Source organism: Bacillus sp. 103mf, assembly GCF_900116295.1.
Lineage (GTDB): Bacteria > Bacillota > Bacilli > Bacillales > Bacillaceae_G > Bacillus_A > Bacillus_A bruguierae.
The window spans coordinates 189,152-213,495 of sequence record NZ_FPAF01000006.1; the positions used below are offsets into that span (position 1 = coordinate 189,152).

The following is a 24,344-nucleotide window of genomic DNA, read 5'->3' on the forward strand; positions in this document are numbered from 1 at the left end:
ATCTCACCATGAAAATACTATGGTTCATTTAGTTTTTACTATAAGTCCCATTCTTATGAATGAGAGACTGATCTTTACGATCAGTCCCTTTTTATGCGCTCTCAAAAATATCAGCGCTTTTTACAATATATCGGCGGAAATGGTACATTTATCGGCGGAATTTGTGATATATCGGCGATTCGACACAGTTTAAAGACCTTTCGACACCGTTCGGCACGAGAGTATCCTAACCGTTAACAATCACGCCCCCGTTAACGTGTAGGATTTGTCCCGAAACATAAGTAGAATCATTTGAAGCTAAATATACATAAGCCGGTGCTACTTCATACGGTTGTCCCGGCCGTTTCATCGGAACATTGCTGCCAAATTCAGATACTTTTTTCTCATCGAAACTTGATGGAATAAGCGGTGTCCAAATTGGTCCTGGCGCAACGCCGTTAACTCGAATACCTTTTGGAACTAAAGATTTTGCCAATGAACGTGTAAAAGAGACAATCGCTCCTTTTGTTGCCGAATAATCAATGAGCTGCTCATTTCCTTCATACGCCGTAATGGAAGCAGTGTTCACAATGACATCACCTTGTTTTAAATGAGCAAGTGCCGCTTTTGCTATATAAAAATACGAGAAGATATTAATTCGAAATGTCTTTTCCAGCTGCTCTGCTGTAATAAATTCTAAGCCTTGCTGCGGATATTGCTGCGCAACATTATTCACAACAATATGTAAACCTCCCAATTGCGTGGCAGCCTCTGCTACAACTTGTTGGCAATGCTGCTCTTCACTTACATCTCCTGGAAATAAAAAACACTTTACGCCTTGCGCTTCGACCCAGCGCTTCGTTTCCTCTGCATCTTCATGCTCATCTAAATACGCAATCGCTATATTTGCTCCCTCTTTTGCAAAAGCGATCGCTACCGCTCTTCCAATTCCGCTGTCTCCTCCTGTAATCAGTGCCGCTTTTCCTTGAAGCTTCCCACTTCCTACATAATTCTCATCTATACATTTCGGACGTGGATTCATAATCTTCTCAATTCCCGGCTGTTTCTCTTGATGTTGCGGGGGTAATGTTTTCTTCGGTTGTTCCGTCATACTATAAAAACCTCCTTATCATATGTCTTTCTTATGATGTACGAAATCAAAAAAATATACTTAATTCTTACAAAAAACGAAATATATACATAGAAAACGCGTTTAACATTCGAAATTTCTCCATAAAAAACCGAAAAAATGAATTTCTTTCTCTAAAACTCTTGCCAAAAAACAAAATAACGAATATTATATATAACTGTTGTGACAATTATTCGTAAAAAGAAAGGATGTTTTTATGTTTAACCTTTCAAAACATCAAACTTCTATTAAAACTGAAATTATGGCTGGTATTATTACCTTCTTAACAATGGCATACATTATCGTCGTAAACCCAGTCATCCTTGGTGATGCAGGTGTTCCATTTGAACAAGCATTTACAGCAACAATCATCGCTGCTGTTGTCGGAACATTATGTATGGCATTCTTTGCAAATTTACCAATTGCAATTGCACCAGGTATGGGATTAAATGCTTACTTTGCTTACTCAGTTGTCAAAACTCATGAAGGCATGACATTTGCAATTGCTTTCTCTGCTGTATTCGTAGCAGGTATGATTTTAATTTTGCTATCATTAACTTCTTTCCGTACAAAATTAATGGAAGCTATTCCTGAAAACTTAAAACATGCGATTACAGCTGGTATCGGCTTATTTATCGCATTTATCGGCTTACGTCTAACAGGGATTGTTACGAAACATCCTTCAAATTTAGTTGGGCTTGGAGATCTTCACTCTCCGTCTGTTTTACTTGCATTAGCTGGACTTGGGATTACGTTAGTACTAATGTGTTTAAACGTGAACGGTGCATTATTTATCGGTATGTTATTAACAGGAGTTATCGCTTACTTTACTGGACAATTAACGTTTTCAAACGGAGTTACCTCTCTGCCAGGTTTACCAGAAGGCGTAATTGTTTCTAATCCAATTACAGCAGTGTCCGATGTCATTCACTACGGATTATACGGCGTTGTCTTCTCGCTCTTCCTTGTAACATTATTCGATACAACAGGTACACTACTTGGTGTTGCACAGCAAGGCGGCCTGATGAAAGATGGCAAACTTCCAAATTCCGGACGTGCTCTTCTTTCCGATTCTATTTCAGCAACGATTGGTTCTATGTTTGGGACAACACCAACAACTGCTTATATTGAATCTTCTGCTGGTGTTGCGGCTGGTGGTCGTACAGGCTTAACAACATTAACTGTTGCGGCACTGTTTGCAGCAACTGCATTCTTCGGACCACTTGTCGGTGCAGTATCTGGCGTTTCCGCTATTACAGCACCATCATTAATTATTGTTGGTAGCTTAATGATGGGCGCAGTTCGTCACATTGATTGGGATGCATTTGATGAAGCTTTCCCTGCATTTTTAGTGATTTTAAGCATGCCGCTTACATCAAGTATTGCAACAGGTATTGCGCTTGGCTTCATTTCATACCCTCTTATGAAAGTGGCAAAAGGACAATTCCGTGCGGTTCATCCGCTTGTATACGTATTTGGTATTTTATTTGCTTATCAGTTAGTATTTATACCACATTAAAAAAAGGTGACTCATATTACTTTGAGTCACCTTTTTACTTACTAAGAAATTGCACCAAGTCTCCATACATTTTCTCAGCATCTCGAAATCCTTGATCATACAAGCGCTGTAATTTTTCTGGATTCTTCTCCATACGATTCACTTGTAATTGTTCTGTCGGCCGAATCACAAATATATTTCCAGCTGCTTCTTCTTTTTCAATATAATGAAGGGTTTCATTATACACTTCGTAACGAGTTAACATTGCGTCTACTAATTTAGGATATTTTTTATATGCTTTCCCTGCAATCCATCCAAATTTTGATTTTTTCTTCGCATACCCTTTATTCCTTGTCAAAATAACAACTGATTTTCTGTAACCATCTTCCTGCGCTTTTCGAACAGGAATTGGATCTGAGATGCCACCATCCAATAACTTTTTCCCGTCAAATTCTACGACAGGCGCGACAAAAGGCAATGAACTTGACGCTTGTAATACTGTTAATGCTTCTTCTTGTGAATGGCCTTTTTCAAAATAGACAGGTTGTCCCGTTTCACAATCCGTTGTTCCAACAAGAAATTGCTGCTCCGTATTAAAATACGTTTCAAAATCAAATGGTACATGTTGCATCGGAATTTCACGAAAAATAAAATCCATATCAAAGAGCTGACGCTTTTTCCAAAAGTTTGTATACGATAAATATCTTGGATGTGTCACATATTCAATGTTTACTGTTTTATTTCTCTCTTTTTGTCTTGAAAGATACGACGCTGCATTACACGCACCCGCTGATACACCAATCACATATGGAAAATGTAAATCGTTTTCCATAAAATATTCTAATACACCAGCTGTATATACGCCGCGCATACCGCCGCCTTCTAATACTAAACCCGTATTTTCAAGCATGGCTCTCTCTCCTCGTTCTATATATACTTTATGATGATTCACTTTGTTAAATATCTCTTTCTATTATATATAAAACTTTTGAGAAACCATATTCAGACGACTTGCCTGAAACGAAATATCTCTTTATCTCTCCTTCGTTCCTATATGCATCGTTACATCCGCTATGAATTGTTGAATAACCTCCAGCTCTTCTTTTGTATATTTATCTAAAAATAATAACCACTCTTCTTCAGCTTGATTATGTAACGTTTCATGAGCAGTATATATTTCTCTCCCTTTGTCTGTTAAACGGAAGAATATTTCTTTTTGGTTGTTCAACATTTTCATCTTTTCAACAAAATTCTTATTAAATAATTTTGTACAAATTTTAGAAATGGCCCCTTTTGTCATTCCCATACTTTCAGTAATTGCCGTTACATTCATTAAGCCTTCTTCTCCTATACAGGCAATCACATGTAATTCTGATAATGAAATATCATTTATCCCCATTTCACCTAAAAATTGTTCATGTACTTCTTTCATGTACTCTTCTTTCTTATGAATAAGTGCTTGCATATCAACTAATATTTGTTTTTGCTCAGCTGTGCAGTTCAATTTGTTTCCCTCCAAACACAAATTACGTTTCCTTAGAAACAATTATACTTTATAGTATTCCATATTTTAAATATAATTTACACTATCTATTTACAAAAAAGAAAATTATGTTAAAATTATTTTAGTTTCCAAGGAAACTAAAATAAGGAGGGTTATTTATGACAACTACAACAAACCGAACACCTATTTTCTATGTCGTTTGTATTAGCGCTTTATTAGGCTCACTAGCCCAAAATATGTATACTCCTATCTTGCCAATGATTCAGGGGTCATTTCATACATCATTATATTTAGTCAATCTTACTGTTTCCTTTTTTACTTTTGTACTTGCGATTATGCAAATTGTATATGGCCCACTTATTGATACAAAAGGACGAAAATACATTCTCATTCCAGGGCTATTGATGAGTTTCATCGGCTCAATAGGTTGTGCTTTTTCATCAAACATTTATGTATTTCTTGTATTTAGAGCCATTCAAGCTTTTGGAACAGCAGCTATTCCAGTTGTTTCAGCTACCATCATTGGAGATTTATATGAAGGTAATGAACGCGGCAAAGCAATGAGCATCTACCAGATGCTTTTAGCACTGGCACCTGCTATTGGTCCTTTAATGGGGGGCTATTTAGGAAATAGAAATGGTCACGTTTCTATCTTTCTCTTTTTAGGGACGATTAGTATCATTTTATTACTTATAAACATTGTTTTACTTCCAGAAACAAAGCCTGTTTCTTCTATAAAACAACAAGCAGCAAAACACTACTTTCGCGTTTTACAAAATAAGATTGGTTTTACCATTGTTATAATTGGTTTTATGCAATTTTATCTTTACTTTTGCTTCCTTGTCTTTTTACCATCCATATTAAAAACTTTATTTCATCTTCATCCAGATACGATTGGGCTCATCTTTGTTCCCATGTCATTATGTATGATGGTAGGCAGCTATTGTTATAAAATATTGCAAAAGAAAATCCAGACAAAACATGCTTTACTCTTTACAAGTTTCTTTCATATTGCATGTATCTTATTATTTTCTATCACCTATAGCATGAATGTCCCTATCCTTATTATCGTCATTTCTTTATACGGATTCAGCATGGGATTATCAATGCCAACTCATACAACATTATTAACAGAAGAATTTGTGGATGAACGTGCAACTGCTATTGGCATCTATAACTTTATTCGCTACTTCGGAATGGGAGTCGGTCCACTCCTTGGAAGTTTTCTATTATTTGATCAAAATTACTTTTGGATTTTCTTTTCAGGATCTATAGTTTTTCTATTGTTTCTCTTATATGCAATTAAGAATTTTATTCATTCTCAAACAAGAAAAGAAGCAATTTAGAAAGATAATATTTTCAATCACTCAGGACGTATAAGTCACTGTTATGCAAAATACAACATGACCGCGACTTGTTTTCTCTCTTTGTTTTAAACATTGAATGTGGCAGGAAAAGGCCCTGACCGCTTCTATGCACGGCCAGATGCTCTCGTCCTCCCCTAAAAAAAGTTTTTTTAACTTGTATATAGTAATCGTGAAAAAAGAATCTCTAAAAACTACTTTTAGAGATTCTTATCCTCTTTGATCCGCCACAATATGAATATCAATATTCTTCGTCTGTCTCATAATTTCATTTACAATGGAACCTTTGCGAATTTCTTCCCATCTTGTTCTTGCTGATTGTCCAAGCAAAATTTGTGTGACTTGTCGCTCTCTTGCCACCTTAATAATTGCATCTGCCGGCTTACTTCCTTTTGCTTCTTCTAATAAAAAGGTTGCATCAAATTGATTCGTTAACGCTTTCCATTCTTCAATAACTTGTTTTTTTGCTTCTGATATAGATTCAATCGTTTCTCTTTCTACATTTAGTACATATAATTCTGCATTTAAACGGTTTGCCATGCGCCATCCACGGCGAATAAGCTTTTCTGCTGTAGAACTGTACTGCACGCAAACAAGAATCTTTTCCTTTACTCCAATTGGTTCCTCAGTAAATTGACTAATTTTCTCATCCATATCATCCGCAACTTCTCGAAGTGATAATTCGCGGAGCGCCCCTAAATTATTAAGGGTAAAAAAATGATTTAAGCTCCGTTGAATTTTTTCTTCCTTATATATCTTTCCGTCCATCAATCGTTTTCGAAGTACTTCTGGCGTTACATCCACAAGCTGAATTTCATTTGCCTTTTGTAAAATGAAGTCAGGAACGCGCTCTCTTACTTTGACTCCTGTAATTTGCTCAACAATATCGTGAACACTTTCCAAATGTTGAATATTAAATGCAGACAAAACATCAATGCCAGCATCCAATAATTCTTCCACATCCTGATAGCGTTTTTTATGTTTCGAACCAGGGATATTCGTATGGGCTAACTCATCCACAATAACAACTTGTGGTGCACGTTTTATAATTGCTTCAACATTCAGTTCTGGAAACACTTTTCCTTTATAATGAATTTCTTTTAAAGGAACCGCTTCTAAATCAGCAATCGCCTCTTCTGTTTCTTTTCGCTCATGAGTTTCGATGAGACCAATTACAACATCAATGCCTTCTTTTCGCATCTCTCTTGCATCAAAAAGCATTTTATAACTTTTTCCGACTCCAGGAGCTGCTCCGACATAAAGCTTTAACTTCCCCCTGTTTAGTTGACGAATATATTCTAAATATTCTTCTGGCGTTCGTCTTTGAAACGTTGGCTTATAGTCATCTGCATACATTACAAATGCACCCTTTCCGACCAAACAATGCTACCTCAATCTAAACGATTGAGGTAGCATTGTTATTATTTAATCATTTTTTGTAATTCTACATTTAACTTCAACACGTTGACACGATCTTCTCCAAATAACCCAAGTGCTTGCCCTTCTGTTTGCGATTCAATCAGCTTATTAATTTCTTCTTTCGGAATATTCGTTATTTTAGAGATACGATCTACTTGTACGTAAGCCGATTGTGGGCTAATATCTGGATCTAATCCTGAACCTGAATTCGTTACTAAATCCATCGGAACTTCCGTAACAGGAACTTCCCGATTTTCCTTCTTCCAATTTTCCACACTTTCTTCTACACGTTTTACTAAATCTGGATTGGACGGTGCATAGTTATTAGATCCAGATGCTTCTGACTTATATTCTATACTAGAGACACGTCCATGAAAATAACGTGGGTCTGTAAAATTTTGACCAATTAATTTCGAACCAATGACTTCATTGTTTTCATTATATATAAGGCTCCCGTCTGCATTATCTTTCATGACCGCTTGTGCAATTCCTGTAACTAGCAGTGGATATATAAGCCCGCATATAACAAGAAATGTAAAGGTTACACGAATGACAGGTGAAAGTATCTTTTGTTTTTCAAACATTTTCATTTCCCCTTTTCTTTAAATAAACAATCCGACAATCATGTCAATCAGCTTAATGCCGACGAACGGAACAATGACTCCACCAAGTCCGTAAATAAATAGGTTACGTCCTAACAATGCATTAGAACTCATCGGTTTATAAGCAATCCCTCTCATCGCTAGCGGAATAAGCATCGGGATAATAATCGCGTTAAAGATAAGCGCTGATAAAATCGCTGATAGCGGTGAATGTAATTTCATCACGTTCAGAGCTTCCATTTGCGGAATTGCCAATGTAAACATCGCTGGGATAATCGCAAAGTATTTCGCAATATCATTTGCGATACTAAATGTTGTTAGCGCACCGCGTGTCATTAATAACTGCTTACCAATCCCTACAACCTCAATAATTTTCGTTGGGTTTGAATCTAAATCAATCATATTTGCTGCTTCTTTCGCTGCAGCTGTACCACTATTCATCGCCAGACCAACATCCGCTTGCGCTAAAGCTGGTGCATCATTTGTACCATCACCTGTCATCGCAACAAGCTTTCCTTTGTCTTGCTCTGCTTTAATGACCGCAATTTTATCTTCTGGTTTACATTCTGCAACAAATTCATCTACACCAGCTTCTTTCGCAATGGTTGCGGCAGTAAGCGGGTTATCACCTGTACACATTACCGTTTTAATCCCCATTTGACGAAGCTGTTCAAATCGTTCGCGCATACCTGGTTTTACAGTATCTTTTAAATAAATTAATCCGTAAATACGATCATTCGCTGCAACTGCAAGCGGTGTACCGCCTTCTTTTGCAATTAAATCCGCTTTTTGATTTAAGTCTTTCGGAACTGTACCGCCTTGCGATTGTACCCATTCAATCACAGCGCCAACCGCACCTTTTCGTACTTTTACACCATCCGTTAAGTCCACACCACTCATACGTGTCTCAGCTTTAAAGGGAACAAACTCACCTTGTTCAGCAAGTGTACCGTTATAAGAGAGTGCTTTTGATTGTACGTATTCAATAACCGAGCGTCCTTCTGGCGTCTCATCTAACACAGAGCTAAGCGCTGCCCATTTTGCAACTTGTTCAATTGTTTCATTTCCTACTGGTAAAAGCGTATGTGCCATACGATTACCAAATGTAATTGTACCTGTTTTATCTAAAATAATTGTGTTAATATCACCAGCTGCTTCCACCGCTTTACCACTCATCGCTAACACGTTAAACTTCGTTACACGGTCCATACCTGCAATCCCAATTGCGGATAACAAACCACCAATTGTTGTTGGAATTAAACAAACAAGAAGTGCAACGAGTATAGATGTATCAATTTGAAAACCAAGATAATTCGTAAAGATCGGCAATGTCACAACAACGATTAAGAAAATAAGTGTTAAACTCATTAAGACCGTATTAAGAGCAATTTCATTTGGTGTTTTTTGACGAGATGCCCCTTCTACTAAAGAAATCATTTTATCTAAGAAAGATTCACCAGGATTACTTGTAATTCGAATTGTAATTTCATCACTTACCACCATTGTTCCGCCTGTAACGGAGCAAAAATCGCCGCCAGCCTCTTTCATAACTGGTGCGGATTCCCCTGTAATAGCTGATTCATCAACAGACGCTAAACCTCGGATGACTTCTCCATCACTAGGAATCATTTCACCTTGTTTTACAAGAACAACATCACCTTTTTTTAGTTCAGTTGCTGAAACTCTAGCAACACTTCCATTTTCTTTTATTACATTTGCAAATACATCTTTTTTCGATTGTTTTAAAGAATCAGCTTGTGCTTTCCCGCGTCCTTCTGCTAATGCTTCTGCAAAATTAGCAAACAAAACAGTGAATAAAAGAATAAGAGAAACCGTTATATTGAACCACCCTGGGATACTACTAGATCCATTAGGTAAAAATGATAAAATTAATGTTAGGAAAAACCCAATTTCTACCACGAACATAATCGGATTTTTTACCATCACTCGTGGATTCAATTTTGTAAAAGCTTCTTTTATCGCATGTGTAATAATGTCACGATCCATCGTTTTTGCTTGTCTCACTTCATTTTCGACTGCCGTTTTTGGCGATACAATCGATTGATTCGGTTGTTTATCTTTTACCACTACAGGTTTCATCATGTACCCTCCATTACTTCAATGTAAGAAATTCCGCAATTGGTCCTAACACTAGCATTGGGAAGAACGTTAATGCTCCAACAATTACAATTGTTCCAATGAAAATGCCGCCAAATAAACTATTATCTGTTCGGAATGTTCCGATTGTTTCTGGTACTACCGTTTTTTCTTTTAATGAAGCCGCTACAGCCAGCATTGTAATTAAACTGAAATAACGTCCTAAGAACATCACGATACCAGTCGTAATATTCCAAAATGCTGTATTGTCTGCTAAACCTTCAAAACCTGAACCGTTATTAGCTGCCGAAGAAGTATATTCATATACAACTTGTGTCAAACCGTGAAAACCGGAGTTTGAAATTGCATCTGTTCCAAAATGAGTTGAAAGAGCTAATGCTGAAAATCCTAAAATAAGTAAAGGATGGAATAGTATTGTTACTGCAATCAATTTCATTTCCTTTCCTTCAATCTTTTTCCCTAAAAATTCTGGTGTACGTCCAACCATTAATCCCGATATAAAGACCGCGATAATCGCGTACATAATAATATTAATAAATCCTGCACCAACCCCGCCGTATACTGTATTTAACATCATGTTTACAAGTGGTACGAGTCCTCCGATTGGTGTCAACGTATCATGCATTGTATCAACAGCACCTGTTTCCGCTGCAGTTGTTACTGTTGCGTATAGTGAAGAAAATACTGTTCCAAAGCGGACTTCTTTTCCTTCTAAGCTGCCTTGGGTATGCTGCATTCCCATTTCATTTAACGCTGGGTTTCCATGTAACTCTGACGTTACAATTGTTGCAAATCCCATTAAAAATACGATGAATAAAGAAACGAAAAGAACGCGTCCTTGTTTTTTATTCCCTACCATTCTTCCATATGTGAATGGTAAAGCTGTTGGTAACAGCATCATAAGCATCATTTGTAAAATGTTACTGATTTGACCTGGGTTTTCAAATGGATGCGTTGAATTTGCCCCGAAAAATCCTCCGCCGTTGTTCCCTAATTCCTTAATAGAAACGAAAGAAGCAACCGGACCACGTAATATACTTTGTTTCACACCTTCAATTGTATGAGCTGTAACCGCTCCTTCTAACGTTTGCGGTACACCAAGCGCAACGAAGATCAATGCTGCTATAAATGCAATTGGAAGAAAAACTCTCGTTAAAGCACGTGTAAAATCTACGAAGAAATTTCCAAGTTCTTTCCCTGCTAAACCTCTTATAAAAGCCATTACAATTGCTAATGTTGTTGCCGGTGCTGTAAACATTAAAAACGTAATTCCGATTAATTGTGATAAGTACGAAACACCATTTTCACCGCTGTAATGCTGTAAATTTGTATCTGCCATAAAACTAATCGCTGTATTAAAAGCGAGTGTAGGTTCCATCCCCTCAACATGAGCTGGATTTAATGGCAATACACCTTGTAGGCGAAGTATGAAATAGACAACAACAATCATAAATCCATTAAGCGCAACTAATGATAATGCGTATTGCTTCCAACTCTGGTTATAAGGTTTCACACCGGAAATTTTAAAAATAATATTTTCAAAAGGTCCAAACACTTTATCCAATTTGCTATTCCCTTGAAACGCCTTCTCTAAATAAATCCCGGTTGGCTTTGCAACAAGAACAAATAATAACATTGTGACCAAAACGGCAATCCAAATCATAATAAATCTTTCCTCCTAATTAAAACTTTTCTGGATTTAATAGCGCATAAACTAAGTACACAGTAAGTAAGCCAACAATAATGGATACTGCAATAGTCATTGCTTCTTCCCTTCCTTCACAACATGATCCGACCATCCTGCAAGACCAATCATTGATCCAACTAACACAATTAAAATTCCGATCATAGCGATATCTAACATAATTCATCCCTCACTAAATGTAAATTTTTTCCATAAAAAAGCATAAAAAAGAACACTGAGGATCTACTCAGTGTTCGAAAATGAACAACACAAAAGTAAACCTCCTCTCCAAACGCTTACGAGGTTAGCTGTCGGATTCGGGCCTAAAGAGTAGCCCTACTTTCATCATGAAAGATTCACCCCAAGTGACAATGCACAAAATTGGTTCCCCCGCTCCATTTCTGGACTCAGCGATATCAGGTTGTTTTCTGGAAATTTTATGAACAATTTATGAATGTAAATATACTCCTCTAAATTTCACTTGTAAAGAGGTAAAATAGCTAAAATATAAAAGTATAAGACCTTTTAAACGCTTACATTAAGGATAAATACATCTTTATCATCTTTTTTCTTTTATTTTCTTCTTTTTTCATTATGTATACGTTCTTTTGCAAATAAAAAAAGAAGATTATCTCTAAAAATCAAATTTAACTTCCAGGCATATGAGTCAAATACAGTATAACCTGCTCTTCTCTTTTTGTTTGAAACCTCGCTCGTGGCACAAAAAGGCCCTGACCGCTTCTATGCACGGCCAGAGCCTCTCGCCCTTCCTAAAAAATGCAGTTTTATACCGTTTTTTCAACATAAACATCACTGCCACGCTGAATAAAAAAGGGCCACTACTTGCTTGCTCCCTCTGTTTTACAACTCGCTCGTGGCACAAAAAAGCTCTGACCGCTTCTACGCACGGCCAGGTGCTCTCGCCCACCTAAAAAAAGAGGTTTTTATACTAGTTTTTCAATTCATATTGATAGATAACCTTCGAAACTATAAAAAAGACCGTAAGTTACGACCTCGAATATATACTTGCACCAATTCTGCATGTCGCTTCTCATATTCGATAATGTCTTGTTCTAAATATAAACGGATATCTTCTGGCGGAAGAATCACATATGGCTTCGGAAAGAATGGATCATGTTCTGCTAATTCATGTACTCGTTCTAACGATACTGCCCAGCGCCTTGCTAATTCACGGCACAATAATACTTTCATCGCTTCTCTCATATCCGATTCCTCCGCCCCTACTCTAAAGTCAAAAACGAAATATTATCACAAGTTGTAAACACCACTAACTTAATGCCAATCGTTTCATAGAGGTGCTTGGGATATTGTTTATTTCGCGTGACAACTGTAATAGGCGCGGTAAAAGAAGAGCGAATACGTTCAGCGAAGAAGCTAATTGTAGACAATTCATCTCCTAGTAAAATCGCTTTTTTAGCTCCTTTGCATATGTTCACAATCATGCTCGGATCATCCGGACAGCAATATGCTTGTTGAAATCCACATGCTTTCACTTCACTTACCACATACTCACTCGCTGCAAAAATGACCATTTCACTTTGAAACGGTACTAAATCCTTTAAACTCTTTACTTTCGCAGCTTCTCCTACACAAATGAGCGTGTACTCTTTTTCTGCATCCATGCACTGCATCCTCCTTCACATAAAAGAATTTTTAAGTATAGATTAAAATTCTCTTATACTAGTCGGACCGATGAATTGCTGTATTCACTTGCACCATCCTCTCTCAACACGCTTACGGAGTTAGCTGTCGGATTCGGGCTTTGAGAGTAGCCCTACCTTCGAAAAAGGATTCACCCCAAGTGACAATGCACAAAGTTGGTTCCCCCGCTCCAAAGTCTGGATTAAGCGTTCTTAAAAATAGATTCTGGCTGATATATTACTCCTAATTTTGGAAAAAGTAAATATAAAAAAAAGCCAATTTTTTTAATTGACTTTTCTAAGAATATACATATTTATGCATGTACATTTCTACGTCCATACGCAAAATGGTTCGTTGGTCCGTGACCGCTGCCTATGTTCAGCTCATCTTCAATTGCTATACTAATAAAGTTCTTCGCTTCCCGAACTGCATCTGCAATTTCGTAACCTTTCGCGAGTCCTGCTGTTACAGCTGCGGCAAACGTACAACCACTTCCATGTGTTTGTATAGAAGCAATCCGTTTACTTCTATACCCTATAAACACATTTCCATCAAACAATAAGTCAATTACTTCATTTCTTTGGTAAGCTGCATGTCCGCCTTTCATAACGACAAACTTTGCACCTAAATCATGCAGCATCTTCGCCGCTTCTTTACTGTCTTCAATCGTATGAATCTTCATTCCTGTTAATACTTCTGCTTCAGGAACATTCGGCGTAATTACCGTTGCAAGCGGCAATAAATGTTCTTGTAATGCCAAAACAGCTTCTTGTTGTAATAACGATGCTCCGCCTTTTGCGATCATAACAGGGTCTAGTACAATATTATTCCATGAAAATGATTTAATATTTTCAGCTACGATTTTAATAATTTCACTACTAAATAACATCCCTAGTTTCACTGCATCTGGCGTTAAATCCGTACCGATAGAATGTAACTGCTTTTCAATTCCTTCTACAGGAACAGGATACACCCCTTGTACACCAAGCGTATTTTGAGCCGTAATCGCTGTAATAGCTGTCATTCCGTACACACCGAGCTCTTGAAATGTTTTTAAATCTGCTTGAATCCCCGCACCGCCGCCGCTATCGGAGCCAGCAATCGTTAATGCTTTATTCACTCTCATTTCACTCACCCTTTTTAACCAAAATATCGATGATAAATCGTTTTTGCTTCCGCTATATCCTTTGTCCCATGCACAAGCACACGGCCGTCTTGAAATGCTACTAACCGTTTATTCTCAACAGAAAACGATAATAAATACGGATTCACTGTTAAATCCGTTACACGGTTTTGCAGCAGATTTTTATACATAGACAAATGAATATGCTCTTTATGCGGCGGACGAATTTGTACTGTATTTCTACCGCATAAAACAGCCGCCCTGGAAGTATTCTCCTTGCTTAAATACGGATAAACAGCTTCTTCTCCGCACGATAAGCAGTACTTGTTTCGCAACTTTTGTACATTCATGCATGAATATTCATTTTTCCACACATCAAATGACACAAGCCCCTCACGAAGTGCCTCGTAATCTTCTACTAAAATCTTTAATGCTTCCGCAACTTGATGTGAGACAACAATAGATACAGCAGGCGAAATAATCCCCGCTGTATCACATGTCGCTCCCCCAAGCGGTATCGACTGCAATAAACAAGATAGGCACGGCGTCTTTCCTGGTAAAATCGTATAAGAAAGACCGTAACTCCCAACACAAGCTCCATAAATCCATGGAATAGAATGCTTTTGCGATATATCATTTACAATAAACCGTGTCTCAAAGTTATCTGTTGCATCAATAATGAGATTTACACCTGTGACAAGTTCTTCTAGCTCTTCTGCTGTTACATCTTGCACATAAGTTTCTACAACTACATCACTATTAATGGCTTGTAAACGCCGCTTAGCTGCCACTGCTTTTGGTAAATGATTTTCTACATCTGCCTCACAATATAACTGTTGGCGCTGCAGATTACTCCAGTCAATGTAATCACGGTCAACAATCGTCACTTTGCCAACTCCAGCGCGAACGAGCATCTCTGCATTTGCACTACCAAGCGCTCCCACGCCGATAATAAGTACATGTTTTTCTCTTATTTTGTTCTGCCCTTCTTCCCCAATTGGAGAGAACAATACTTGACGGGAATATCGGCTATTCAAGAACACTCATTCCTTCTAACGGACTACTCGCGACCCCGCAGCGCTTACATGCAATACGTCCTGCTTCAAAACCTAATCTTCCTGCCTGAATACTGAGCTTCATTGCTTCTGCCATTTTCACAGGATCTTTTGCCCCGGAAACAGCTGTATTTAATAACACGCCTTCTGCGCCTAATTCCATCGCAAATGCTGCGTCAGCTGGACTACCAATGCCCGCGTCAACAATAACGGGAACAGTTGCTTGCTGAATAATAAATCCTAAATTTAATGGGTTTACAATGCCAAGACCAGAGCCGATTGGTGATGCACCCGGCATAATCGCATGGACGCCTAATTCTTGTAATTTACGCGCTAACACAACATCATCAGACGTATACGGCAAAACGATAAACCCTTCTTTCAATAGCATTTCTGATGCTTTTAACGTTTCAACTGGGTCTGGTAATAACGTTTGATCATCACCGATTACTTCTACTTTAATCATGTCGCATAAACCTGATGCTTTTGCTAGTTTTGCAATGCGCACGGCTTCTTCTGCTGTTTTTGCTCCTGCTGTATTTGGAAGAAGGGTATACTTTGTTACATCAATTTTTTCTAGTAAATTGGGCTGCTCTGCATCAAAAATATCCATACGACGCACCGCAAACGTTAAAATTTCTGCTTCTGATACTTCAATTGCTTTCTTTTGTACATCAAAATCTGGAAATTTACCTGTTCCTAATAACAGTCTAGAATGAAAATTAAATGGTCCAATCTTTAACATAATCAACCGCCTCCTACGAATGTTACAATTTCAATTTGATCTCCCTCAAAAACAGATGTATCTTGATGATCCTCTTTTTGTAAAATATCTTGATTGCGTTCTACTACAACAATTTTCGTCTCTAATCCTAAATGAATAAGCAAATCAGCCACCGTCTTAACCTCAATTGGTACCTCTACTTGCCTTCCGTTAATTTTTAAATTCAAGCTTTCATCTCCCTTACAATATATAAACCTAAAACCCTTTTCTTTTAGGGTGGGCGAGTGGTCCTGGCCTTGCATAGTAGCGGTCAGGGCCTTTTTCTGCCACGTCCTGTGCTAAAACAAAAAGAGAACACGAGTGCAGGTCTCCTTTTTCCCTAACAGCAACTTATATATCGAAAATAAAATTGATTTACATAGATTGAGAAAGTAATGAATCTAGTAAACCATTTTCTTGCTTTCCTTCAATAAGATCAGCCATATACTCCCCTGAAACTGGACTTAATAAAATTCCATTTCGATAATGGCCCGTACAAGCATATAAACCAGTAATGTCTGTATGTCTGCCGATATATGGCATACTATGATTCGATTGTGGACGTAATCCTGCCCATGCCCCGTCCCATTCTGCTTCCTTTAATGCTGGAAGAATCCGATACGCACGCTCCAATATAGAAGTAATACTTTCTGGACGCACCGCCTTGTTATATGTATGAGGTTTCATTGTTGCTCCAATGACATAGCGTCCACCGCGCTTCGGTGCGATATAAAATCGCTCTTGAAAAATAGGTGCTTGTAATAATGGTTTACGACTGCGCACTGCAACGACTTCACCTTTCACAGGATATGTTCCCCACTCACGGTGAAAATATTTTAATAGTTTTGTACTCCATGAACCGCCTGCAACTACTACATTTTCACATGAAATCGCGCCTTCTGTCGTAAGTAATCCTGTTACATGATTATCGTTCATTTGAATATCAAACACTTCAGTTTCTTCATATATATCCGCTCCAGATAGCGCAGCAGAGTGAGCGAATGCTTTCGTCAGCTCTGGGGCAATCACATGACCATCTTTTGGGTGGTAGACTGCTCCAATAATAGAAGTAGATAAATAGGGCTCTTTTTCCCGCAATTCTTCTCCTGAGATAAAATGAGACTCTTCTCCTGTTTGCTGTTGCCATTTCATAATATGAAGAAGCCGTATACTCTCTTCTTCATTTTGAGCAATGCGGTAAATCCCTTTTTCTTCATATCCAATATCAATTCCGGTTTTATCACGTAATAGACTTGAAAGTTTTGGAAACATCGCGCGGCTTTTCCTGCCTAACTCAAACAGCGGATCGTATTCATCCCATTCCGCCTGTACGCCTAATAATCCGGCTGCTGCTTTAGAGGCTTCAGAAGCAATCTTTTGTTTTTCAATGATGGCAACTTTATAACCTCTTTCAGCAAGGAAATGTGCAACCGAACTTCCGATTACACCGCCGCCAACGATGGCAACATCATATACTTTTTTCATGATTTCTCGCCCACTTTCGTATCGTTTCCTTATATAATTTCGCCTGTTCATTCGGTTTTACTGCACTTAAAATTCCAGACATAATTGCGATACCATCAGCGCCGGTGCCGAGTACTTCTGCCGTATTATGAGGAGTAATCCCTCCAATAGCGGTAATTGGGATTGTTAAACGGTTTGCTATTTCCGTAATCCCGGCTAATCCTCTTGGCGGAACTCCCTTTTTAGAGTTTGTTTGAAACAAATGCCCATACAGAAGAGAATCTGCACCACTTTGAAAAGCAGAAACAGCTTCTTCAAATGAGTGCACGGAGTAACCAACATGCAAATAAGAAAATTTTTCTTTAACAGACTTTATATCCGCGCTGCGATATCCAAGTTGGACACGTCTAATATTGAATAAAATTGCAATATCAATCCGATCATTGATGACAAGTTTAGAAGAAGGAAACCCCTTATGTAAGAGCTTTTCCACACCTTCATATAACTCTTTCGTACTTTTCTCTCGCTCACGAATGTGCAAATAATCTATTTCACTTTCAATATCAGTTGCTATATGTGCTAACTCTTCAAATGACATACGACCATTTGATATAACGTGAAGCTCAGCTTTCATATCCATTCGCCTACTTTAAAATGGTTTCAAACTATTCGTTTGCCGAAAAGAAACGTTACGAAATTGTAGTATGTTCTTGCTCCTCAAAACCCCACATCTCCTTGCGATATGCCATATCCCAAAATAAGTATTCAAACCGACTGGAATATAAGAAGATTTCTTCTAAACGATTTAGTTCTTCTTCTGTTTTCCCAATTGTAATTTCATTAAATAAATCAATTAACCATATACAAAGATCCCCATATTCTTCAGAGCTGTATCCTCGAATCCACTCACCAAAAAATTCATGATCACGTGCTCCTGAAATAGCATTCAAACGCTTTCCACTCTCCCAATAACTCCACATACATGGAAGCAATGCTGCAATTAACTCAGCAAGTGTACCGTTTTGTGAGACAGACATCATATAGTTTGTATATGCTAGATTCATAGCAGACGGCTTTGCTAATTCCATGTCTTCAACAGAAATTCCTAAACGTTTTGCATATTGTTTATGAATCTTCATTTCCCCATTTAAAATGCCATCAATTTGTTCAGCAAACTTCGCCATCACTTTTGGATTTGTTGCTTTTACAACACCGATTGCATATAACTTTGCGTAATCTAACAAATACAAATAATCTTGAACAATATAATGTTGAAATCTATCTTTCTCTAACGTTCCATCTCCCATACCTGTTACAAATGGATGATTATGACTTTTTTCCCAAACAGGTTGCACTTTTTCAAATAGTCTTTCACAAAATGTCATCTCAGTTTCCCCTTCCTGTATATATGTTCCCAAATAAAAAACCACTTCTATATAAGAAGTGGCCACAGCAAACAAAAGAAAACCTCATTTGTTGTTTCCACTTCCCTACGCTAGCATCACCTAGATCAGGTCATAAGGGTTAAGGTTTTTACCTCTCTCAGCTTTTAAGCACCCCTAGTGGTGTTCTATAAAATTTTCAATAAAAAATCCCCGTTTCTATGCATAAAGAAACGGGGACGTTATTTATATCGTCCAAGTTGCTTCCCTACGCTAGCATCATCTAGATCAGGTTCAAGGGTCAAAGACTATAGGTCTTACTCTCAGCTAGCAACACTAGCTCCCCTAGCATTATATTCATTTAACATAGTCAGTATACCATCGCCATATCTCATCGGCAACTCTTTTCATTTATGAAGTGAAACTCCCATCGGCAAAGTTTCTTTATCCCTCACCAATCTTCTTTGTTTCTCTCTGAATCTTGAGGTGGGGATCTTACTGCCCGTTAATACGGGATAAAGTAAAACACTAATCGTTTAAACAAAATAAAACATTATAAAAACATATTGTAAGTTCAGAAAAAAACGAATTTCTTCTATCTATTTCCATAACAGCTATAAATCTGCTATCCTTTTATTATATAGCTTTATAATCTATATCCATTTAAATTTTCCGACATATAAGTCGCTACTATGCAGAATATAACATGACCGCTACTTGCTTTCTCCTTTTGTCTTCTACCTTGCGTATAGTAGGAAAAGGCCCTGACCGTTTCTATGTATGGCCAAATGCTCTCCCTAAAAAGAAAGGAGTGTTTATGTCAATTTTTTAACTTGTATATATAGAGAAAAAGCATTCGCTTGTTTTTAATCAACGAATATATTACAAACTCAATATCTTTACATTATGATTTTAATCATAATAATTCATTACATAAGGAGGTCTATGAATATATGAATTTAAAAGTCGCAACAATAACAGCTACTACTGTAGCAGTTGCTTCTATGCTCCCCTCTATAGCAGAATCTAATGTACATACTGTAACAGCAGAGCAAACATCAAAAGCAAAAATTGGTTATGTAAAAACGGAAACATTACAAATGTACAATAGTCCTAATGGGACAGATTATGTTATTGACAGCATTACGCGTGGCACTCCCATTACAATTCTTGAAGCAACAAATGAATGGTATAAAGTTCACGTTCACAATAAAACTGGCTATGTAAAAAAAGAAGCAATTTCTTTAACAAAACCACACGATAGTGGAAATCAATATATCGTAAATACGGATGCAGTAAACGTTCGCTCTGAACCAAATACACAATCTGAAATTGTTACTGTATTACCAAATGGAAAATTTGTTACTGTTCAAGAAGAACAAGAGGGATGGTATAAAGTTATACAAAATGGAACAAGCGGCTATGTAAAGAAAGAATTTTTATCTAACGCCGATCAGCCATTAGTAAAAGGACTTACTGTGCAAGGTGGAAGTTCTTACTATGTTGCCACTCCGACATTAAAAGTACGTAGCGGAGCAGGAACAAATACAGCTATTATTGGTTCTTTAACCAATGGGACACAAATACAAGTCGTTGAAAATATGGGAACATGGTATAAAATTCGCTACGGATCAGGATATGGCTATGTCGCACAGCATTGTATAATGCAAAGACAACAGCAGCAGCAACCAAAACAGAAAGCTACACCATCTATTCCAGCTGTATTTAAATATCCTGCTCAAGGAAAAATCAGCTCGGAATTTGATATACGCTGGGGAGAAATGCACTATGGCGTAGATATTGCAGCAACAGGAAATGTTCCAATCCAAGCTGCAGCACCTGGAACTGTTGTTAAATCATATTATTCTACAAGCTATGGAAATGTTGTATTTGTTGCTCATCGTATAAACGGGAATTTATACACAACTGTATATGCTCACATGAAAAGTCGAGTTGTCAAAGCAGGAGACACAGTGACAACAAGCCAATTGCTCGGTTATATGGGAAATACAGGACATTCGCATGGACAACACTTACATTTTGAATTACATAACGGGGAATGGAATTTTGAAAAAACAAATGCTGTAAATCCACTTCCTTTCTTAGTTAGGTAACGCATAATGGCACGTAATATTGCATTAATTATTGAGTGTTTCGCATTTTTCGGTTTAGTTTATTGCTTATTAATTTATAACACAAACATTGTATTTTTAAGCATTATTATTGCGTTTGTTGCTTGTGAAGTGATGATGGAAACATTCAAAATTCGACTAAAGCGACATATTTCACACATATATACCACACTATTCATTATAAGTTCTTTATTAACAAGCATCATTTTTAATGGCTTACATGTCTCCGCAATGTTTCCAGTATTTTTTATGACTATTCTTCTGATAGTATCTCAGTATATATATGTTCCAAAACATCGTAAACAACAACAACATGAAGAAACATGGAAAGTGGGAAAATAATGCCACGATTCTTTGGGATTATTTTCTTTTTTCTTTACTATTAAATAAGGATTCCACATGATGTGGAATCCTTATTTATGTTCTATATATACAAGTTTTCAAAAAATATAACTCTTTCTTTTTTGGGGAACGAGAGCATCTGGCCGTGCATAGGAACGATCTGCTCTCACCTCATGCAAAGTTTAAAACAAAAGGAGAAAGCAAGTAGCGGTCATCTTATATTCTACATAGCAGTGATTTATATTTCAGAAAATTCAAACGTATATATATAAATACAAATTAAAAATCTAACATAAAACTACTTTTCTATTTTACCCGCATGCATACTGCTCATAAATAAAACTTAAATTATATTTATGTTCTAAATTCATACGTTGTTCGTCGCTACACCAATAAAATAAAATATCATGTATTGATGCATAGCGCTTATTCTTTAAAAATTGCTTAATAAAGGAAGGAAAACAATTTGGTAATTGTATAAATATATAATTGCGTAGTAGTTCCTCTTTATAATCGATTCCTTTACATATATGCATAAGTTCTTCACAATAATACATTTGCTGTGGAACTTGAATCATTTCAAAAAATGGAATGTATGATAGTAATTGCCCAATAAAGTGCTCATATTTTGTTATAAATTCCAACGACACATGTTCCATCATCTCTTTTATAACAAACAAATAATCATCAACATGAGTTGTCTTCAACGGATTAAGACGATCAGATATTTGTGCAATCACTGCACGCTGGCATGCTACAGCAGCATGGCTTGGTTCATAATATGTTAAGAAATCCGTACATTTTCTATATTTTTTTAATAAATCTAACGTGTATACATCACAAATATACGTATTGCAATATATTGCTAACTCCATTAAAATTTCATCTAACTTCTCTTTTGATAATCCCTTTGCTTGTTTACAAAGATAGAGAAACATAAACTCCATCATTTCTTTATGAGACAAAAGTGTCTTATACTTTTCAATACACTCTACATTAAACTTAATTCTTTCCCAAATAAAATCATCATTACTTTCTAATTCCGTAACCTTTTGTTTTATAACTAAATAATTCCAAGCAACTACTTGTGTAAATGCATCCCATGATTCATACTCTAGCGATGTTTGTACGAATTCCTCTAATCCTTCAGCAATCATAAAATCATAAGCCTGTTGATACCATCCTACTTCTTGGCATAAACGAATAATTCGAACCAAAGTTGGCATTTCATCTTTATGAAACTTCGGTAAATCATGTAATTTTTTCATTCCATATAAAATAAAAAGAATTAAATTTTCTTTCTTATAAAATTCTTTTTCTTTCCAAGCCAGAATAGTTCGTTCTTTTCCTTCTCCTTTTGGATACTTTGGTATAAGTAAAGAGAGTAAATCTGCAAAATTTTCCGGCTCTGTATACGCATCCGTAACCAAGTTCCAATTGGGTTCGGTTTGCACAATCCCCATATAATTCCCCCTCCATTTTCTATATGTATGATAAAATATTTGAATGCTATTAAACTATTCATCAATATTATTATATTCAAAATAACATATAATGCTTATATTTATTAGTATATCATTTTTTTCATATGTTAATAGTTATTAACAAAAATTCCAAAAATAATTTACATAAAATGTGAATTTAATCTGCGGGGAAGCCCCCACAGATTATGAATTAAACTAATGAGGCGCATATTAACATGCTTATCCTTCACTACATCATTGCTTTCAAATAAATTTTCAGATGAAGCATTCCTGCCCTCAAATAGCAAATTGCAAACAGAATAAAAGTATTTCTTTAGTCTGTTTGCTCTGATATTTCACTTAAGGCAACGCCTGCCTGATCATCTGCATATTTAGTTGTTGCTAAATCACCAAGTGATAGCATTCCAACAAGTTGCCCATGTTCAACTACTGGTAATCTTCTTATTTGGTAACGTGCCATTAACTCTGTCACTTTTTCAATAGCATCATCAGGTGACACTGAAATAATTTGTGTTGTCATAACATTTGTAATTTGATTGGAACCTGGATGCTTTTCTGCAATTCCTCGCACAACCAAATCACGGTCTGTTACAAGACCGATAACTTGATTATTCTCCACAACAGGAATCATTCCTATATCTTCTTCTTTCATTTTCACCGCTGCTTCATATACGTTGTCTAGTGGTGTACATTGTACAATATTCGTGCTCATCAATTCTCGAACAGTTGTCATAAATATATTACCCTCCTTTACACACTTTATCATTTCCAACCCTCTTCATTTCAATTCGCAAGTTCCTTAAAAGATAAACGAGATACCATCTCTTATTAAAAACAGATGAAATTACACTTTATCAAATGTAGAAAACTATGTAATCATAAAACGCAAAATAAATTGGATATTCACAGCTACAATGACCAATTCTAAAAACTTTAGAATTGCGGAGAGTAAATATAGACTTTATCGTTCTTATTTGAGAAGGCAGCTTGTAAAGATACAGAGCAATAAGCAGGATGAGGTTAGTAAAAGAAATACTTTATACCGTAAAATATTCATGCAACATTCCGTTGTACAATCATCAAAATGAATTGATGTAGTTCAATTCTGAGTATAGCTAAAATAATCAATTGGTAAAAATATAATGTACTATATTCTTTCCTAATTACACAAAATCATACAAAATCCTTCATTATTTATAATAAAAAATAAAACATTTTATAATATGATAAAGATATACTTATTGTTATAATAGCTTGAAACGTCCATCAGTAGATTTTCTTTATTCGACTACTTTTGGTTAGTTGAAGCATTCTCATTCTTACTGTCCAAAAGTAGCCCAATAAACATATGTATAAGGAGATCATTAATCAGAAGTAATTATAATTCGTTATAATAAATACGATATACGGAAAAAATAATATATAATATTATTTTTCTTCAAATAAAAAGAGTCAGCATAGTGCTGACTCTTTTTATAATGACCCGTACGGGATTCGAACCCGTGTTACCGCCGTGAAAGGGCGGTGTCTTAACCACTTGACCAACGGGCCATGGCTCCGCAGGTAGGACTCGAACCTACGACCGATCGGTTAACAGCCGATAGCTCTACCACTGAGCTACTGCGGAATATGGTGGGCCT

The 24,344-nt window shown here is 36.7% G+C and carries 24 protein-coding genes, 2 tRNA genes and 4 riboswitches; of the genes, 4 read left to right on the forward strand and 22 right to left on the reverse strand.

All coding sequences use genetic code 11. The features are described from left to right. Positions 1–226: 226 nt before the first annotated feature. Complete coding sequence (locus BM350_RS16280) at positions 227–1,090, reverse strand: SDR family oxidoreductase (RefSeq protein WP_090919183.1); 864 nt, start codon at positions 1,088–1,090, stop codon at positions 227–229. 235 nt (positions 1,091–1,325) lie between these two features. Between BM350_RS16280 and BM350_RS16285 the strand changes: the two genes are divergently transcribed. After that, the gene (locus BM350_RS16285) at positions 1,326–2,627 is read left to right on the forward strand and encodes an NCS2 family permease (RefSeq protein WP_090919180.1); all 1,302 of its coding nucleotides are present in this window, start codon (positions 1,326–1,328) and stop codon (positions 2,625–2,627) included. Between the two features lie 34 nt (positions 2,628–2,661). On the opposite strand, the gene BM350_RS16290 is transcribed toward BM350_RS16285, so the two are convergent. Beyond that, the gene (locus BM350_RS16290) at positions 2,662–3,516 is read right to left on the reverse strand and encodes a patatin-like phospholipase family protein (protein WP_090919177.1); all 855 of its coding nucleotides are present in this window, start codon (positions 3,514–3,516) and stop codon (positions 2,662–2,664) included. Positions 3,517–3,639: 123 nt separating this feature from the next. Next, positions 3,640–4,110: a MarR family transcriptional regulator gene (locus BM350_RS16295; RefSeq protein WP_090919174.1), complete on the reverse strand. Its 471-nt coding sequence runs from the start codon at positions 4,108–4,110 to the stop codon at positions 3,640–3,642. A gap of 158 nt (positions 4,111–4,268) precedes the next feature. Between BM350_RS16295 and BM350_RS16300 the strand changes: the two genes are divergently transcribed. Beyond that, positions 4,269–5,456: an MFS transporter gene (locus tag BM350_RS16300; protein WP_090919170.1), complete on the forward strand. Its 1,188-nt coding sequence runs from the start codon at positions 4,269–4,271 to the stop codon at positions 5,454–5,456. A 228-nt stretch (positions 5,457–5,684) separates the two neighbouring features. Here the strand turns inward: BM350_RS16300 and kdpDN are convergent, their stop codons facing one another. From kdpDN to tenA, 15 genes are all read right to left on the reverse strand, one after another. Continuing rightward, positions 5,685–6,830: a KdpD-like non-kinase potassium sensor gene (gene kdpDN / locus BM350_RS16305; RefSeq protein WP_090919225.1), complete on the reverse strand. Its 1,146-nt coding sequence runs from the start codon at positions 6,828–6,830 to the stop codon at positions 5,685–5,687. A gap of 65 nt (positions 6,831–6,895) precedes the next feature. After that, a complete protein-coding gene (kdpC, locus tag BM350_RS16310) occupies positions 6,896–7,477 on the reverse strand; it encodes a K(+)-transporting ATPase subunit C (RefSeq protein WP_090919167.1) in 582 nt (193 codons plus the stop codon). Positions 7,478–7,495: 18 nt separating this feature from the next. After that, a complete protein-coding gene (kdpB, locus tag BM350_RS16315; RefSeq protein ID WP_139207758.1) occupies positions 7,496–9,595 on the reverse strand; it encodes a potassium-transporting ATPase subunit KdpB in 2,100 nt (699 codons plus the stop codon). Between the two features lie 13 nt (positions 9,596–9,608). Beyond that, entirely contained in the window at positions 9,609–11,276 is a 1,668-nt protein-coding gene (gene kdpA, locus BM350_RS16320) for a potassium-transporting ATPase subunit KdpA (RefSeq protein ID WP_090919161.1), read from the reverse strand. A 19-nt stretch (positions 11,277–11,295) separates the two neighbouring features. Next, positions 11,296–11,412 carry a K(+)-transporting ATPase subunit F gene (gene kdpF / locus BM350_RS16325; protein WP_348272206.1) on the reverse strand — a complete coding sequence of 39 codons (117 nt, stop codon included), beginning with the start codon at positions 11,410–11,412 and terminating at the stop codon, positions 11,296–11,298. Beyond that, positions 11,373–11,477: a hypothetical protein gene (locus tag BM350_RS16330; RefSeq protein ID WP_090919155.1), complete on the reverse strand. Its 105-nt coding sequence runs from the start codon at positions 11,475–11,477 to the stop codon at positions 11,373–11,375. Before BM350_RS16330 ends, kdpF begins: the two co-directional genes overlap by 40 nt. A gap of 99 nt (positions 11,478–11,576) precedes the next feature. Then, positions 11,577–11,720: riboswitch (cyclic di-AMP (ydaO/yuaA leader) on the reverse strand. A gap of 564 nt (positions 11,721–12,284) precedes the next feature. Continuing rightward, positions 12,285–12,521 carry a hypothetical protein gene (locus BM350_RS16335; RefSeq protein ID WP_090919154.1) on the reverse strand — a complete coding sequence of 79 codons (237 nt, stop codon included), beginning with the start codon at positions 12,519–12,521 and terminating at the stop codon, positions 12,285–12,287. A 17-nt stretch (positions 12,522–12,538) separates the two neighbouring features. Beyond that, positions 12,539–12,940, reverse strand: coding sequence for a hypothetical protein (locus BM350_RS16340; protein ID WP_090919152.1), 402 nt, complete (start codon positions 12,938–12,940; stop codon positions 12,539–12,541). A 93-nt stretch (positions 12,941–13,033) separates the two neighbouring features. Then, a riboswitch (cyclic di-AMP (ydaO/yuaA leader) is annotated at positions 13,034–13,178 on the reverse strand. 94 nt (positions 13,179–13,272) lie between these two features. After that, positions 13,273–14,094: a bifunctional hydroxymethylpyrimidine kinase/phosphomethylpyrimidine kinase gene (thiD, locus tag BM350_RS16345; protein WP_090919150.1), complete on the reverse strand. Its 822-nt coding sequence runs from the start codon at positions 14,092–14,094 to the stop codon at positions 13,273–13,275. A 5-nt stretch (positions 14,095–14,099) separates the two neighbouring features. Further along, complete coding sequence (locus tag BM350_RS16350; protein ID WP_090919148.1) at positions 14,100–15,119, reverse strand: thiazole biosynthesis adenylyltransferase ThiF; 1,020 nt, start codon at positions 15,117–15,119, stop codon at positions 14,100–14,102. Further along, positions 15,112–15,882, reverse strand: a complete 771-nt coding sequence (locus BM350_RS16355; protein WP_090919146.1) for a thiazole synthase — start codon at positions 15,880–15,882, stop codon at positions 15,112–15,114. Before BM350_RS16355 ends, BM350_RS16350 begins: the two co-directional genes overlap by 8 nt. Before the next feature lie 2 nt (positions 15,883–15,884). Beyond that, a complete protein-coding gene (thiS, locus tag BM350_RS16360; protein ID WP_090919144.1) occupies positions 15,885–16,088 on the reverse strand; it encodes a sulfur carrier protein ThiS in 204 nt (67 codons plus the stop codon). A gap of 187 nt (positions 16,089–16,275) precedes the next feature. Then, on the reverse strand, positions 16,276–17,385 hold the full coding sequence (thiO, locus tag BM350_RS16365; RefSeq protein WP_090919141.1) for a glycine oxidase ThiO: 1,110 nt from the start codon (positions 17,383–17,385) through the stop codon (positions 16,276–16,278). Continuing rightward, positions 17,369–17,998 (reverse strand): thiazole tautomerase TenI, encoded by a 630-nt coding sequence (tenI, locus tag BM350_RS16370; RefSeq protein WP_139207757.1) that lies wholly within the window; start codon positions 17,996–17,998, stop codon positions 17,369–17,371. The genes thiO and tenI overlap by 17 nt, the downstream gene beginning before the upstream one ends. 55 nt (positions 17,999–18,053) lie before the next feature. Continuing rightward, positions 18,054–18,749 carry a thiaminase II gene (gene tenA, locus BM350_RS16375; RefSeq protein ID WP_090919137.1) on the reverse strand — a complete coding sequence of 232 codons (696 nt, stop codon included), beginning with the start codon at positions 18,747–18,749 and terminating at the stop codon, positions 18,054–18,056. A gap of 85 nt (positions 18,750–18,834) precedes the next feature. Continuing rightward, positions 18,835–18,935, reverse strand: a riboswitch (TPP riboswitch). Between the two features lie 59 nt (positions 18,936–18,994). After that, positions 18,995–19,103: riboswitch (TPP riboswitch) on the reverse strand. A gap of 596 nt (positions 19,104–19,699) precedes the next feature. On the opposite strand from tenA, the gene BM350_RS16380 reads away from it, so the two are divergent. Both BM350_RS16380 and BM350_RS27625 read left to right on the forward strand, forming a co-directional pair. Continuing rightward, a complete protein-coding gene (locus tag BM350_RS16380; RefSeq protein ID WP_090919135.1) occupies positions 19,700–20,860 on the forward strand; it encodes an SH3 domain-containing protein in 1,161 nt (386 codons plus the stop codon). Positions 20,861–20,866: 6 nt separating this feature from the next. Continuing rightward, positions 20,867–21,220 (forward strand): hypothetical protein, encoded by a 354-nt coding sequence (locus BM350_RS27625; protein ID WP_090919133.1) that lies wholly within the window; start codon positions 20,867–20,869, stop codon positions 21,218–21,220. A gap of 311 nt (positions 21,221–21,531) precedes the next feature. On the opposite strand, the gene BM350_RS16390 is transcribed toward BM350_RS27625, so the two are convergent. The 4 genes from BM350_RS16390 to BM350_RS16405 all read right to left on the reverse strand — a co-directional run bounded on the left by BM350_RS16390 (position 21,532) and on the right by BM350_RS16405 (position 24,331). Continuing rightward, positions 21,532–22,683 (reverse strand): DUF3965 domain-containing protein, encoded by a 1,152-nt coding sequence (locus BM350_RS16390; protein ID WP_090919131.1) that lies wholly within the window; start codon positions 22,681–22,683, stop codon positions 21,532–21,534. Positions 22,684–23,017: 334 nt separating this feature from the next. Then, the gene (locus BM350_RS16395) at positions 23,018–23,437 is read right to left on the reverse strand and encodes a CBS domain-containing protein (protein WP_090919129.1); all 420 of its coding nucleotides are present in this window, start codon (positions 23,435–23,437) and stop codon (positions 23,018–23,020) included. 746 nt (positions 23,438–24,183) lie between these two features. Beyond that, positions 24,184–24,255 (reverse strand) — tRNA-Glu (locus BM350_RS16400). Position 24,256: 1 nt separating this feature from the next. Then, positions 24,257–24,331: transfer RNA gene (locus tag BM350_RS16405), tRNA-Asn, on the reverse strand. Positions 24,332–24,344 lie beyond the last annotated feature (13 nt).